Source organism: uncultured Thalassolituus sp., from assembly GCF_950066645.1.
Lineage (GTDB): Bacteria > Pseudomonadota > Gammaproteobacteria > Pseudomonadales > Oceanobacteraceae > Thalassolituus.
In genome coordinates this window covers 387281-401498 of sequence record NZ_CATMFB010000001.1, presented here as the reverse complement: position 1 = coordinate 401498, position 14218 = coordinate 387281, and the positions used below count along the sequence as shown (strand labels likewise).

The following is a 14218-nucleotide window of genomic DNA, read 5'->3' as shown; positions in this document are numbered from 1 at the left end:
GGGGGCTGGATTCGAACCAGCGAAGCTTTCGCGTCAGATTTACAGTCTGATCCCTTTGGCCGCTCGGGAACCCCACCGAAGTGGCGCGTATTATCAGGACAACCCCGATACCTGTCAACAACTTTTTGCTTATTTATTATCGACTTAGCGATTTCCCTGGTGTTTACAGCCAATCATCTGCCAATCGACACCCTGATCGGTCGCTTTTACCCGTTGACGGGTCTTGTCATCCAGGCGGGTGATCTCCCGGATTTCCAGCCAGTACTCTGTTCGTGACTTGCCAATTTCCCGGATAGCCACGTTAAAGTTCAGCTTGCCGACTTTTGATGCCAGGCGCGCCGCCGACTCTTCTTTGTGAAACAACCCGAGAGAAATGCCCTCTGCCAGATCCCCCTGAGTGATGATGTAGCTGTCGACATTCTGTTTCTGCAGAGCCCTCAATGTATCCATCGCTTCAGAACGACTTTCAAGGGGTGGAATGTGCACCCAGTACTCAGCCTCACGGTCGAGTGGTACTTCGACAGGATTCACAATACCGGTAAGTGACAGTTCTTTTGCGCGCGCCTGCGCGATACGGATGCTCAGGTCGTCCTCATACGGTCCAAGGGCATAACAGAGCTTAGTGCCGGGCTTTACTGCAGGACGCGCAGGCGCGTCCTGCTCTTCCCGCAACAGCGTCAGCTGCGGAGCAGCCTCTGCAGCTACCCGGGGAGATACAGAAACCGTAGCCACCGGACGGAAATAGAGAAAATACGCTGCGAGCGTCAGGTTTATTAAAATCAGGCTGTAAACAATCCAGCGCATAAGGAGTCCATGCCATCAAAAATCAGATCCGGATAATACCGGGCGTTGAGGTTGTCGGCGATGAGTTCACCATCACCACCGGTAATAAATATGTGATGGTCAGGGTACTCGTCCACTACGTGCTGCACCAGCGCCAGTTGCTGACGAAGTGTTCCGGCAGCCACGCAGTTCACAGTATTTGTCCCCGGCGTCAGGGTCGCGGCGTCCTGCTCATCACCAAACTGGCGGACTTTGTCTGTCCCACCAAACAGCGCCTGACGTGCCATCTGCAATCCCGGCACTATGTACCCGCCCTGATGCTGATTTTCAGCAGAGAATATATCCAGTGTGAGTGCGGTACCGGCATCGACCACCAACAAATCGCCATCACTGTGCTGACGAGCCCCTATCATCGCCAACCAGCGATCCACACCGAGTCGGGCCGGATCACGATAACAGTGACGGAAAAGCTGGTAGTCATACACCGGGGTTCCAAGCCAACGCAGACGCTCACCAAACAGCCCCTCAAAGAGCTCATGAAGCTCGCGATTGTCCTGAACGCTCGACACCACAATCCGCTCCGGTGACTGCGGCCAGTTAAACCGCGCAGCATTGGCCTTGTCGGTTACGCCGGTTGCCGTCGTTTCACCACGATCTCTCAGGACCCATTTGATCCGGGTATTACCTATATCAACCAGCAGCGCGGACACTGAGCTCTCCTGCACTGATCACTTCCATGCCACGACTCGTCTGCAACAGTAGCTCCCCCTTGCGGTTTACGCCTTTGACGACGCCACCGATTTCATAAGAAGGCGATGTAATCGTGACTTCTTTCTGGTGGTATATATCCCGATCACTCCAGTATCCCTGCAGCGGAGCAAATCCTTCGCGTTGAAATTCGTCTACCACGGCCAGTACTTCGTTCAGAAGCATGCCCGCGACCTGATTTCGCGACAGATCAGACTTCAGGCTCCGCAGATCTACCCACGGCTGATCAATCGCAGTGGCCTCCTCATCACTCATGGAGAGGTTAAGGCCAATCCCCATCACGACCTGACAATGACTGTTATATTCGCCGGTCACCTCAAGAAGAATACCTGCAAGCTTGCGTCCATCAGCGTAAATATCGTTCGGCCACTTCAGTCCTACCCCCTCGATCCCTAATCGGGTCAAGGCACGCTCGACCGCGACCGCGACCGCAAGGCTCAACCCCTCCAGCGCAGACATCCCACCGGAGAAAGACACCAGCACCGACAGGTAAATATTCTTTCCGAACGGGCTTACCCAACGACGACCACGACGCCCCCGACCATGGCTCTGTTTTTCAGCGAGAACCGCGTAGCGCTTACCCATATGATCGGACGCCCGACTGAAGAGATAACTGTTAGTCGAATCAACATCAAGAAGAACATCGAGGAGATCCAGGCGCTGGGTGATCTGATCACGGATTTTCTGCGTATCCAGCAGCTCGATGGCATCATGCAGGCGGTAGCCCTTTCCCTTTACTGATGAGTATGGGATATCCAGATCGTCGAGCTTCTTTAACTGCTTCCACACCGCCGCGCGACTCACACCCAGAGCCTCGCCAAGCTCTTCACCCGAGTGAAAGCGACCGTCGGCCAGCAGTCCAAGTAATTTATTCAGCATCAAACGCTTCTCCTTTCCTACTGCGACTATATCAGACATCGGTGACGGACATACCTCACAGAAATTACGTCGCACAGGCCAAATCCGCGACACCAGCGTCAGAACATATTATGCTGGCAGAAAACTCATGGATGCTTATATGAACCGGCTGCAGGGTGTCCTTGTTGCCAGCCTTCTTCTGTTGACTCAGTGCATTGCTGCAGACGAACGCAGGGAACTCAAAATTCAGCACTCCCGCACAGATCTGGACGCCTCGCACTCCTACTATACGGATCTTCTCGACGAGCTGCTCAGCGCTGAATATCGCCTGTCTGCGATTGATCAGACCATCACGCAGAACCGGGCGTTCCGGTTTCTGGATGATCACTCGATTGACATCCACTGGGCGGGCACAGACCTCCAGCGGGAAGCCGCTTACCGTGCTATCCGTATCCCTCTCTTCGGTGGGTTACTGGGTAAAAGGATTCCCGTCATCCGCATCGCCGATAAAGCACGGTTTGATGCGATCACAGACCCGGATCAACTGAAGTCACTCGTGGCCTGTCAGGGTAATCAATGGCCAGACTCAGACATACTCGAAGAAAATGGGTATCGCGTCGATCGCATCGCACGCTTTGAAGTGATGTACCGGATGATTGAAGCGGGCCGCTGTGACTACTTTCCGCGATCGGTCATTGAGATCTATGCCGAACTGGAGCAGTTCGGTCAGGGCGTGCTGATGGCATACGATGATCTGGTATTGTCGTACCCCTTCCCAATGTACTTCTTCGTCAATAATGACGATGCTTCTCTGGCTGACGACCTGGAAGGTGCTCTGACGACAATGGTGCAGTCGGGGCGTTTACACGAATTTATGCAACAACACCCTGTCACCCGCTCTGCGTTTCCTCTCTCGCGATTCAAGCATGCCCGCATATTCAATCTGCGCAACGCTCGCCTGCCACCCTCGACGCCCGTAACTGACAAGGTATTGTGGCTGGACTTTCCCGGGTCAGAAACACCCGTTGAGGAAGGCGCCACCTACTGACGGAACTCCTTCAGGTGTTTATTAAAGTGGACTTCAATCGCACTGTGCAGTTCTTTTGCAGTAGGGGTGTGTTCGGTATGCACCAGGACTAACAGGGACTGCGCATGCACGTGGTGATCACCGTCCGGGTGCGTGACAACATCACCACTTTTCGTCACATAGGCCAGCGGCGTACCGATATTTGCCTGAACAACGGCATTAACCACATCCGCCCAGCGCTCTCCTTCCAGCCACACCGGATAGCGGACCGTGTGGTCGTTAGCGTGGGTAAACATATCCTCGATAATGACTTCCGATCCCGGCGCGACCATCGCGCGCACTACGAGCTCCGGGTAAGAGCGGATCGGGCGGATCACTGAGCGGATATCCAGATCCAGAATGCGTGGACGGTTGAAGTCGTCGACACACTCAACAATCGTCCGGGGACCGAGGTGTAATTCCCACAGACGATGAGCCACATCAAAGGTGTAGCTATCGCTGTCTGATGAGTACTCATCGCGGGAAAGAACAACAATATGACGCGCGCGCTCGGCACCTGCACGTTTCAGGTCATCAGGACGACTGGCAAGCCCCGTAACATGCACGACGCCAAGCGACCTCAATGAGTCGGGCAAACCATCACTGAAATCTTCGTTAAGTAACATAATCGGCGTTTCATTGAAGTCACCACACTCGCGCATCTGCATAATCATACGAACGAAATACGCTTCGCGGTTATATTTCGGAGAATTAATAATGAGGATGTGATCAGCCATGTTCCAGTCCCAGTGTCCACTGCGGATACGCTCCCGACGAGCAATGCGGAAATCCACATAATCGCTGATCAGTAGCGTCATTAAAGTGATGCCGATGCCGTACATAAGAACGACGGTTGAAAGGCGGCCCATGGTTGTCTGCGCAGAGAAGTCACCATACCCGACCGTCGTGAGCGTGGTAAGCGTCAACCACAGGGCATCCTGAGCCTGCATATTTTCAAACGCGAGCATCGCCACGACATGCAGAGCCACAAAGCCTGTCAGAATCGCCAGGGTTTTGCGGACACTGCGCATAATAGCGCTGTCCGTCATGTAGACAGCATGACGGACGCGCTTACGATGACGCACAAAGCGGGTGAGTTTATTCATAGCTGCATCATAACCCTTCCCTTCAGCCGGACAAGATCGCAGGCATAAAAAAAGGGGCCGCTGAGCGGCCCCTTTCTCTGTGACATCAGATCTTAGAGATCTTTCAGTGCACCGATCATTTCCTGCAGAACTTTCTTCGCGTCACCAGGCACCATCAGGCTGTTGTCGCGGATAAAGAGTTCATTCGGGATACCTGCAAAGCCAGGAGACAGACCACGCTTAACAACAACAACGGTCTTAGCGTTGTGTACGTCAAGGATAGGCATACCGAAGATAGGCGATGCCGGATCTTTCGCGGCCGCTGGGTTAACAACGTCGTTTGCACCCAGAACAATCGCTACGTCAGTCTGAGAGAACTCAGGGTTGATCGTGTCCATCTCAACCAGCTGATCGTATGGAACTTCTGCTTCAGCGAGAAGAACGTTCATGTGACCAGGCATACGACCCGCCACCGGGTGAATCGCGTACTTAACGTCGCAGCCACGCGCTTCCAGCATAGAAGCCAGCTCACGGGTTGCATGCTGCGCCTGAGCCACGGCCAGACCGTAACCAGGGACGAAAACCACTTTCTGTGCGCCGTCGAGCAGCATAGCGACTTCGTCAGAGCTGGAGTACTTCACTTTACCTTCGTAGAAGGCATCGTTCTCAGACTTAGAAACGCCCGCCGATGCCGCCATAGAACCACCGAACAGTACGTTGGTCAGTGAGCGGTTCATCGCTTTACACATGATGCTGGTCAGAATGATACCCGAAGCACCCACCAGAGAACCGGTGATGATCAGGCCATTGTTACCCAGTACGAAACCAGCCGCAGCGCCTGCCAGACCGGAGTACGAGTTCAGCAGCGATACCACAACCGGCATGTCCGCGCCGCCGATTGGCATCACCAGACAGATACCCAGTACCAGACACAGCGCAACCATACCCAGAACCAGGTAGTCCTGTTCGAGCGGGTTGTTCATCGCGAAGTAAACCGTACCGGCGATCAGAGTCAGCAGAACAATCTTAACGATCGTCTTGAACAACATGACCTTGTTCGAATCGCCAATCTTGCCCTTCAGCTTACCAACTGCAATGAAAGAGCCGGTCAGAGTTACCGCACCGATAAGAATCGACAGAATGACCGCGATAGACCAGTCGTACGTCGGTACAAATTTGCCCATTTCAGCCAGCTTCTGGCTTTCCAGGTAGTTTGCAGATGCCACCAGCAGAGAAGCACCACCACCGATGCCGTTCAGTGCGGCAACCATTTCTGGCATATCGGTCATCGGGACTTTCTTCGCCATGATCGCACCAATGGTGCCACCAATGAGAACGCCCACGATGATCCAGGTGAAGTCAACCACGTTGTAATCCAGCAGCGCGGCGACAATAGCCACCAGCATACCGATCGCAGACATCTGGTTACCGCGTACAGCGGTTTTCGGAGTGGTCATGCCCTTGATGCCGAAGATAAAGAGAACGGCGGCAATCAGGTAACCAAAGTTAATCAAAGTTTCCATGTCAGCTCGCTACCTTACTTCTTCTTGAACATGTTCAGCATGCGGTCGGTTACCATAAAACCGGCCACGATGTTGATGGTTGCCAGCGCAATGGCCGCAACGCCCAGGATGGTCGAGAACAGTGTGGTGTGGTCACTGCCACCAGAGCTCAGGATCGCACCGACAACAACAATACCGGAGATAGCGTTAGTACCGCTCATCAGAGGTGTGTGCAGTGTTGGAGGTACTTTGTTGATCACTTCCACACCTACGAAAATCGCCAGTACGAAAATGGTCAGACTCATGATAAACATTTCCATCAGTCTTACTCCTGTTCGATCAGGGCTTTCAGCCCTTCATGTTTGATTTCACCGTTTTCAGTCACCAGAGTGGCGGCAACGATGTCGTCTTCCATATCTACGTTCAGCTCACCTTCTTTGGTCATATTGAGCAGGAAGGTAGTGATGTTTTTAGTCAGCAGCTGAGACGCGTGCACAGGTACGCGACCCGGGTGATCGATATAACCGATCAGAGTGACACCATCGAGGTACACTTTTTCGTTCGCGACAGTGCCTTCGACGTTACCGCCACGCTCTGCTGCCAGATCGACAACGACAGAGCCTTTTTTCATGCAGTGCAGCATTTCTTTGGTAATCAGACGTGGAGACGCCTTACCAGGAATTGCAGCCGTGGTGATCACCAGATCTGCCTGAGAGACTTTGGCGGTCATCTGTTCGCGCTGAGCTTTATAGAACTCTTCGGATTTCTGAGTCGCATAACCGCCGGAAGAAGTACCCTCTTCCTGTGGCAGATCGAACTCAACGAATTTAGCACCCAGAGACTCTACCTGTTCACGCACTTCAACACGGGTATCGTAAGCTTCAACAACGGCACCCAGACGACGGGCGGTAGAAATCGCCATCAGACCAGCAACACCCGCACCGATCACAAAGACACGCGCAGGGTGAATCGTACCTGCTGCAGTCATCAGCATAGGGAAATACTGTGGCAACGCCATGGCGCCTGCCAGAACTGCACGATAGCCACTGATCGCACCCATTGAGCTGAGTACGTCCATGCTCTGCGCACGGGTAGTACGTGGAATGAATTCCAGAGCAAAGGTGCGGACTTTGTTTTCTGCCAGCTGCTTAACCAGGTCTTTGTTGAACCAGGCATCCAGCATACAGATAACGGTTGTGCCCTCTTTCAGCAGCGGAACTTCTTCATCCAGCGGCTGACGGACTTTAAGGATAATATCGGCCTGACCGTACAGGGACGCAGCATCAGGAGCAATGCTCGCGCCACAACCACGGTACTCTTCATCGCTGATATGTGCGTTATCGCCTGCACCTGCCTGTACAACGACTTCATAGCCGGCGTTGAGCAGCGTCTGGATTCCCGCAGGAATCTGAGCGACACGGTTTTCCCCAGGAAAAATTTCCTTAGGTATACCAATCAACATAGTGACAACTCCAGTAAGGGTTTAAAGATTAAAAGTTAAGATTTTGCTAGGTTCAGGGTGTCCAGCACCTGTGGGCGAATCCGCTCCAGCAGTGCAGCATCCTCAACCAGGGATTCTCCATAAGAAGGCACCAGTGCCTTCAGGCGGTCCTGCCAGCCCTCAGGCAGGCGCTCCGCGAAACAGCGTTCAATCACTTCAATCATGGCCTGAGCAGCAACCGATGCACCCGGGGACGCCCCCAACAGTGCCGCCATGCTGCCATCTTTCGATGACACCAGCTCAGTACCAAACTCAAGCTTGCCGCGACCTTTGCCGTCTTTCTTAATAATCTGTACACGCTGACCCGCCTGGGCGAGAGTCCACTTGCCAGCTTCTGCGCCCGGGAAGTAATCACGCAGAGAAGTCACACGGTCTTCGTGCGACTGCATTACTTCGCCGATGAGATACTTGGTCAGATCCATATTGTTCACACCAACATCCATCATCTGCATGAGGTTGTTAGGACGCACGGATTTGATCAGATCCATTTTCGAACCGGCTTTCAGGAACTTGGTCGTGAAACCAGCGTAAGGTCCGAACAGCAGCGCCGGCTTGCCGTTAATAATGCGGGTATCCAGGTGCGGAACCGACATCGGTGGCGCACCAATCGCGGCTTTTCCATAGACCTTGGCAAAGTGGCGCTTAACGATCTCATCGTCCTGACATACCAGCCACTGGCCCGATACCGGGAAGCCACCATAGCCTTTGCTTTCCGGGATACCGGACTTCTGCAGCAGCGGCAATGCACCACCCCCCGCACCGAGAAATACCACACCAGCAATCACGACCAGTTTTTTTCCGGTCTCGCGATTCTTCAGCGTGACTTTCCAACCCGTTTCGCGGGCCGGTTCAATATCAAGAACTTCGTGTGACAGCTTCAGCTCAAACTGGTCATGTTTTTCCAGTGAGCTGACCAGGTTGCGGGTCAATGATCCGAAGTCGACATCGGTACCGTAAGGAACACGGGTGCCGGCGACTTTCTCATCGTCACCACGACCTTCCATCACCAGCGGCATCCACTGACGCAGAACCTCATGGTCTTCGCTGTACTCCATATCTTTAAAGAGATGATGTGCAGACAGTTTTTCATAACGCTGACGCAGGAACGCCACGTTCTCTTCGCCCCAGACAAAGCTGATATGCGGGGTAGTATTAATAAACTGCGACGGCGCAGGCAGTTCACCCGTATTAATCAGCGAGCTCCAGAGCTGCAGTGAGATTTCAAAATTCGCATTGATTGCGAGCGCGCGGTTAATCTCAACCTCTCCCGCCGCATTCTGCGGGGTGTAGTTAAGTTCGCAATAACCCGCATGTCCGGTACCGGCATTATTCCAGCCATCGGTACTCTCGTGGGCAACGTGGTCAAGGCGTTCCACCATAACCAGTCGTTTAGAAGGGTCCAGCTTACTCAGCAGCGTGCCCAGAGTTGCACTCATGACACCGCCGCCTACCAGCAATACATCGGCCTTAATCGTAGACATGTGATTTTTTCCTGTAGGTAAAAATCTGTAGTTCATTGGCGCTGGTCGGCGCCCGCCGGAGGTCGCTTTTGGCTATTCCACCCACCGGCTACAAACAAAGGGCCGACGTTATACACAGTTTGAGCCGCTTTCTCAATGTCGGCGGTGACAATGACAGGCGACTTTCCGGTACACTGACGCCAAACAGATGGGATGGAACAACTGATGAGTTACCACATTTACGGGATCGGCAACGCACTGGTCGATAAAGAATTTGAAGTGGACGACGCCTTCTTTGCAGATGCAGGGATTGAAAAAGGCATGATGACCCTGATCGAACAGGATCAGCTCGCGTCTATGCTGGACATACTGCAGAACCGCTACGGTCTGAAAAAACGTGCCTGCGGTGGCAGTGCCGCCAACACCATTATTGGCGCCAGCTATTTCGGTGCCCGTACGTTTTATACATGCAACGTAGCCAACGATGAAGCGGGTGACTTTTATATCTCCGACATGAAGGCCGCCGGTGTAGACACCAATATGGGCGACAACCGCGACGAAGGCGTGACCGGTAAGTGCGTCGTGATGGTGACTCCAGACGCGGAGCGCACCATGAATACCTACCTGGGCATTACCAGCGAATTACATCAGAAGCACATTCACGAGGACGCACTGGCGCAATCTGAATACGTCTACATCGAAGGCTACCTGGTCACCTCAGATACCAGTCGGGCGGCAGCCATCCAGGTGCGCGAACTGGCGCGCAAACATGGGGTGAAAGTCGCCATGACCTTTTCAGATCCCGCCATGGTGCAGTTCTTTAAAGACGGTGTGAGCGAAATGATTGGCGATGGCGTTGACCTGCTTTTCTGTAACGAGCAGGAAGCCATGTTGTACACCGGAGCTGACAGCCTGCCAACCGCCATCGACGGGCTCAAAGCGGTCGCTCAGACATTCGCAGTTACCCTTGGCAGCAAGGGCGCTGTCGCCTGGGATGGCAGTCAGCTACATCACATTGCCCCTAACAACGTCAAAGCGGTCGACAGCAATGGCGCGGGCGACATGTTCGCCGGCGCCTTCCTTTATGCCATCACTCATGGACATGACTTTGCAGCCGCAGGCCGCCTCGCCAGCCTGGCCTCAGCCACAGTCGTCAGCCAGTTCGGCCCCCGTCTTGACGCCGAACAGCATGCCCCTCTGAAAGACGTTCTCTGACAGCGCTTATGGTGTGGCAATTTGCGCCACACCATTCTGCGTTTCCCCTCACATCTGACTCTCTCGCCCCACCCGAATAACTGTCAAATCGGGCCATTTTTGTTTTCCTTAAGTGACATATTGGTGACATTCTTTTGTCGCATGTTTACTAATGTAATCGCATTATGTAGTGTCGCATTCTGACAAAACCCTCCAGATAAGTGAGGGATTTCCCAATATTCAGGAGCAATAGAATGTACCAGTCACTTCCTTACCGTAGCAGTGCCCTTGCACTGGCTGTGGCCCTGACAGCAGGCTGCAGCGACAATGGCTCTTCAAGCAACAATATCGTTGCTGACAACCTGCCTGTCATTGAACAGGCCCCTGTACCGACCTACCGCATCAGCGCAAACGGCGGTAACGGTTCTATCGGCGGCGGTGGCGGCTATATTTCTATCGCCAAAGCAAACAGTAGCGCGGCAATCCGCGTGGTAAATACCGACACTGTTGTACTTGACCCACAGCTTCCGGCAATCAGTGCAGACCTCGGCACCAACCCTGCCGTCATTTCCACAGATACACTTCTGTCTGACATCGAAGTGAGTGGCGACACTCTCGCGACAGGTGAACTGTACCTCTATCGTGGTGGTATGTACCGTTACGACGGCGCCACTGCAGAGGTAGATGGTGATGTTGAGCCGGTATACGGCAGCGAAGGCTCAGAAGTCACTGGTCTGGAGGTAGGAGCGGGCGCAACACTCACTCTCCAGGCAGGTGAAGGTTATGCCTCCTTCGAGAACGATGTTGTTGTTAAAGGAACGTTAACAAGCGGTGGTGAAGGTTCGCTTTCCCTGGAAGCGTATGCGGTTGTTAATGAAGGCTCCATTAAAAACCCAGGCAATTCTCTCAATATTAATGCGGCGCTTATCTCTAACTCAGGCGACATTGACACCAGCGCTGAAGCCGGATCTGGTCAGCGTGGTGGCTATATCTCACTGTACGCCCTGGCCATCGACAATTCCGGTGCACTCCTCTCGGAAGGCGCAAGCCTCTCAGAAGAAAACGCCGAAGAAGGTACGTTCTCTGGCTCAGGGGGCTACATCAGCCTGGCCGGCGGTGTGGGTGTTCTGAACAGCGGCAGCATCGATACATCTGCAGCGCCAAATACACACTCATCCAATAGCTACAGTAGTGGCAGCGTCTCAATTTATGGTGGCCTCGTGATTGCGAACACTGGCTCAATTGATACCAGTGGCGAAGCAACTACAGCAGACAGTTATGGCACCCCCGCAGGATCTGTACAGATTCAACTGGCGGGTGGCCTGACATTGATCGAAGAAGAGTTCGATAGCGAAGACATTCCAGCCGGCATTGATCTGAGCGCCATTACTCCAATGCTGGTGAACACCGGTGACATCACTGCTAATGGTGGTGCAACGACGAGCGATCGCCGCAGAGGAGGCAACGGTGGTTACATCTACCTGACGGCGATTGAAACAGGCAGCGAATACAACAGCGAAACAGAAACAAACGAGACCGTAAACTATTACGATACGGACGTTCAGGTCGCTATTTCCGGTAACTTCTCTTCCAATGGTGGCGACAACACCGCGGAAATGAACATAGATACCTACACCGGCGCTTCCGGTGGTTACGGTGGTGGCCTTGGTATCATGCACTACTCCTCAGAGGCGTCTACCACAGAAACCCAGCTGCTTGGCTATGAGTCCATCAGTGCTCAGGGGGGTGACGCACCATACCGCGCTGGTTCAGGCGGAGCGGTGTTGATCGACGGAACTGGTGGTGGTTACGGTGGTATCCGCATCGCAGTCGAAGAAGAGGCAGAGGAGAGCGTAATCGCTGCCCCAGTCAACCTGATCTCAGACATTACTGTGAGCTCTGGCACTCTGATCGATGGTAACGTCGAAGACTACGCCTATGCAGCGTCTGGTGGCTATATCCAGATTGGTCACTACTACAGTGAAGACGCTGAGCCAGCTGCAGTATCAATTGAAGCAAATCTGACTGCTGACTCTACTTCTGTTTCCTCAGATACACAGGTGATCTATGGCTCTGGTGGCGAAGGCGGCGAGATCCTGATGTTTGCTTCAGGCGACCTTACGTTCACAGGTGCAATCTCCGCTCTTGGCGCAGATGCAACCTTCACTGGCACAGAGTCAGATGCGGAATATGTTGCCGGTGGCGAAGGTGGCGATGTTGCTGCCTACAGCTCTGCAGGCAACGTTTCTCTGAGCTCAACAGTTAACCTCGCTGGCGGCTCTGGTCTTGACCGGGCAGGTGATGCTGGTGAAATGTACGTAGGCAGCGAAAGCGGTTCAGTCACTATCGCGGGTTCTCTGACGCTGGATGGTGGCGATGCCGACGCGACACGGGAATCATCGTTCGGCGGTAACGGCGGTGAGCTTTACATGTACAGTGAAACCGACGCTTACAACCTGTCCGCCAGCTACACTATTACTGGCGGTAGTGGTGTCAGTGGTGGGCTTCTGGGTTCCATCTTCGAAGATGAAACCTGTATTGCTGGCCAGTGCCTGCTATCAGTCGACGACTGATCAGCCACCTGGTTGTCTGAACCGGGAGTGCTCCCGGTTTACCCCAAAAAGGGAGGCACGCCTCCCTTTTCTGTATCTGGAGAAAAGTCATGTTCCATAGATTCCTGCTTGTCGCGAGTATGCTGATATGCGGCCATACCAGTGCAGAAGAGAATCTGCTCAATCGTCTTGCACAACTCAGTGACACCGGCGTCACTGTTCGCTACTCAAAAGAGGCCATTGCCAACTCAGTGAGTTATAGCAGCGACCTGAGTGACCCCGCATTACTGCGTTGGCTGGAACAGGAATTCAGCACAATTTCTTCCTATCGGGGGGGGAAACTGACGGGCATTGATATTCTCCCCAAAGGAAGGACGTCTGTTACTGATCTGATTCTGATCCGCCGCTCAGAGGTAAACCCCTCGAACACAACGACAGGTTCAACCACAAAAAAAGCAGGCGAATATTCCGCCGAAGAGTGGGCTGCCCTTCCACAACAGGACAAACAAGTCGTCATACAACGTTACCATCAGGAGCGCCAGCAAATGACGGAGCGCACGTTCTCAGAACAGAAGCGTGAACAGATGGAACGCCAGAAAACTCGTCTGATGGCAATCAGAGAGTCAGACCCTGAGCGCTATAAGAAAATTCGCGTGCGCTATCCACCAGAGCTGATTCGCGAAATTGAGAAAGGAAAGTAAGCGACTCAAGGATCAGCGAGGGGAAGATCAGAAGGTACCCGTACAGATCGCGTGCTCAATACCAGCTTCGCGATTCAGCAGTCGCTCTTTGCGGGTGACGCCCCATCGATAGCCGCCAAGCCCACCATCTGAACGCACCACACGGTGACAAGGGATAACTACCGCCAGCTTATTCGCGCCACACGCATTCGCTACGGCCCGGGTCGCGTCAGGATGCCCCGTCGCACGGGCCAGCTCAGCGTATGTCCGCACCTCGCCTGGAGGGATTTCCTGCAGCGCACGCCAGACATCACACTGAAAACTGGTGCCCAGAATATGAAGTGGCAACTCCGCTCTGGATTCATCTGGATTTTCTATACAACGAACCACTCTGGCGATCAGCCCTGACAGCTGGGGCGACCCCGCCCGGTTGACCGGCACGTTCGGAAAGCTCTTATGCAATTCATTGAGCATCGCCAGGCGATCATCCCCAAGAGAAACAGCACAGATCTCGCCGGCACACTCTGCCACCAGCACGAGTCCTAATGAGGACACGCCGAAACCGGTGTTTAACGAAACCAATGATTTTCCGGGCATGATGCCACCTGCGCCATTCAGAGTGGCCTTATTCTGAACCAAATGTCTCTCCCTTGCGCGATCAATTGTCATAATTGTGGGCCAGAGCACCTTTCTGACACCAATAAATGATGTGACTCAATGCCTTAAAAATACTGGTAATTATGATATCAGTTAACCGCTGAAGTCATAC

At 53.5% G+C, this 14218-nt stretch carries 13 protein-coding genes; 4 read left to right on the top strand and 9 right to left on the bottom strand.

Annotated elements, in window-relative coordinates; all coding sequences use genetic code 11:
* Window positions 1-144: 144 nt before the first annotated feature.
* The 3 genes from Q1L85_RS01790 to birA are packed head-to-tail and all read right to left on the bottom strand — an operon-like array spanning window position 145 to window position 2430.
* Entirely contained in the window at window positions 145-804 is a 660-nt protein-coding gene (locus Q1L85_RS01790) for a hypothetical protein (protein WP_300426508.1), read from the bottom strand.
* Window positions 780-1493, bottom strand: a complete 714-nt coding sequence (locus Q1L85_RS01785; protein ID WP_300426509.1) for a type III pantothenate kinase — start codon at window positions 1491-1493, stop codon at window positions 780-782. Before Q1L85_RS01785 ends, Q1L85_RS01790 begins: the two co-directional genes overlap by 25 nt.
* The gene (gene birA / locus Q1L85_RS01780; RefSeq protein WP_300426510.1) at window positions 1474-2430 is read right to left on the bottom strand and encodes a bifunctional biotin--[acetyl-CoA-carboxylase] ligase/biotin operon repressor BirA; all 957 of its coding nucleotides are present in this window, start codon (window positions 2428-2430) and stop codon (window positions 1474-1476) included. Before birA ends, Q1L85_RS01785 begins: the two co-directional genes overlap by 20 nt.
* Window positions 2431-2569: 139 nt before the next feature.
* Here birA and Q1L85_RS01775 point away from each other — a divergent pair, with 139 nt between their 5' ends.
* The gene (locus Q1L85_RS01775; RefSeq protein ID WP_300426511.1) at window positions 2570-3457 is read left to right on the top strand and encodes a transporter substrate-binding domain-containing protein; all 888 of its coding nucleotides are present in this window, start codon (window positions 2570-2572) and stop codon (window positions 3455-3457) included.
* Here Q1L85_RS01775 and Q1L85_RS01770 read toward each other — a convergent pair.
* The 5 genes from Q1L85_RS01770 to mqo form a co-directional block, all read right to left on the bottom strand.
* Window positions 3451-4581, bottom strand: a complete 1131-nt coding sequence (locus tag Q1L85_RS01770) for a potassium channel family protein (protein ID WP_300426512.1) — start codon at window positions 4579-4581, stop codon at window positions 3451-3453. The genes Q1L85_RS01775 and Q1L85_RS01770 overlap by 7 nt on opposite strands.
* 92 nt (window positions 4582-4673) lie before the next feature.
* Complete coding sequence (locus Q1L85_RS01765; protein WP_300426513.1) at window positions 4674-6083, bottom strand: NAD(P)(+) transhydrogenase (Re/Si-specific) subunit beta; 1410 nt, start codon at window positions 6081-6083, stop codon at window positions 4674-4676.
* A gap of 14 nt (window positions 6084-6097) precedes the next feature.
* Complete coding sequence (locus Q1L85_RS01760; protein ID WP_300426514.1) at window positions 6098-6382, bottom strand: NAD(P) transhydrogenase subunit alpha; 285 nt, start codon at window positions 6380-6382, stop codon at window positions 6098-6100.
* A 5-nt stretch (window positions 6383-6387) separates the two neighbouring features.
* Window positions 6388-7524, bottom strand: a complete 1137-nt coding sequence (locus Q1L85_RS01755; RefSeq protein ID WP_300426515.1) for a Re/Si-specific NAD(P)(+) transhydrogenase subunit alpha — start codon at window positions 7522-7524, stop codon at window positions 6388-6390.
* A 35-nt stretch (window positions 7525-7559) separates the two neighbouring features.
* A complete protein-coding gene (gene mqo / locus Q1L85_RS01750) occupies window positions 7560-9044 on the bottom strand; it encodes a malate dehydrogenase (quinone) (RefSeq protein WP_300426516.1) in 1485 nt (494 codons plus the stop codon).
* 204 nt (window positions 9045-9248) lie between these two features.
* Between mqo and Q1L85_RS01745 the strand changes: the two genes are divergently transcribed.
* The 3 genes from Q1L85_RS01745 (at window position 9249) to Q1L85_RS01735 (ending at window position 13470) form a co-directional block, all read left to right on the top strand.
* On the top strand, window positions 9249-10238 hold the full coding sequence (locus tag Q1L85_RS01745) for an adenosine kinase (RefSeq protein WP_300426517.1): 990 nt from the start codon (window positions 9249-9251) through the stop codon (window positions 10236-10238).
* Window positions 10239-10471: 233 nt separating this feature from the next.
* Window positions 10472-12790, top strand: coding sequence for a hypothetical protein (locus Q1L85_RS01740; RefSeq protein ID WP_300426519.1), 2319 nt, complete (start codon window positions 10472-10474; stop codon window positions 12788-12790).
* Between the two features lie 89 nt (window positions 12791-12879).
* Window positions 12880-13470: a hypothetical protein gene (locus Q1L85_RS01735; protein WP_300426521.1), complete on the top strand. Its 591-nt coding sequence runs from the start codon at window positions 12880-12882 to the stop codon at window positions 13468-13470.
* A 27-nt stretch (window positions 13471-13497) separates the two neighbouring features.
* Here Q1L85_RS01735 and Q1L85_RS01730 read toward each other — a convergent pair whose 3' ends face one another.
* Window positions 13498-14088: a methylated-DNA--[protein]-cysteine S-methyltransferase gene (locus Q1L85_RS01730; RefSeq protein ID WP_300426523.1), complete on the bottom strand. Its 591-nt coding sequence runs from the start codon at window positions 14086-14088 to the stop codon at window positions 13498-13500.
* Between the last annotated feature and the right edge of the window lie 130 nt (window positions 14089-14218).

Excerpts from the sequence above, each read along its gene's own strand:
- Q1L85_RS01790 (WP_300426508.1), bottom strand. The coding sequence starts at position 804 with ATGCGCTGGATTGTTTACAGCCTGATTTTAATAAACCTGACGCTCGCA.
- birA (WP_300426510.1), bottom strand. The coding sequence starts at position 2,430 with ATGCTGAATAAATTACTTGGACTGCTGGCCGACGGTCGCTTTCACTCG.
- Q1L85_RS01775 (WP_300426511.1), top strand. The coding sequence starts at position 2,570 with ATGAACCGGCTGCAGGGTGTCCTTGTTGCCAGCCTTCTTCTGTTGACT.
- Q1L85_RS01770 (WP_300426512.1), bottom strand. The coding sequence starts at position 4,581 with ATGAATAAACTCACCCGCTTTGTGCGTCATCGTAAGCGCGTCCGTCAT.
- Q1L85_RS01765 (WP_300426513.1), bottom strand. The coding sequence starts at position 6,083 with ATGGAAACTTTGATTAACTTTGGTTACCTGATTGCCGCCGTTCTCTTT.
- Q1L85_RS01760 (WP_300426514.1), bottom strand. The coding sequence starts at position 6,382 with ATGGAAATGTTTATCATGAGTCTGACCATTTTCGTACTGGCGATTTTC.
- Q1L85_RS01755 (WP_300426515.1), bottom strand. The coding sequence starts at position 7,524 with ATGTTGATTGGTATACCTAAGGAAATTTTTCCTGGGGAAAACCGTGTC.
- mqo (WP_300426516.1), bottom strand. The coding sequence starts at position 9,044 with ATGTCTACGATTAAGGCCGATGTATTGCTGGTAGGCGGCGGTGTCATG.
- Q1L85_RS01745 (WP_300426517.1), top strand. The coding sequence starts at position 9,249 with ATGAGTTACCACATTTACGGGATCGGCAACGCACTGGTCGATAAAGAA.
- Q1L85_RS01740 (WP_300426519.1), top strand. The coding sequence starts at position 10,472 with ATGTACCAGTCACTTCCTTACCGTAGCAGTGCCCTTGCACTGGCTGTG.
- Q1L85_RS01735 (WP_300426521.1), top strand. The coding sequence starts at position 12,880 with ATGTTCCATAGATTCCTGCTTGTCGCGAGTATGCTGATATGCGGCCAT.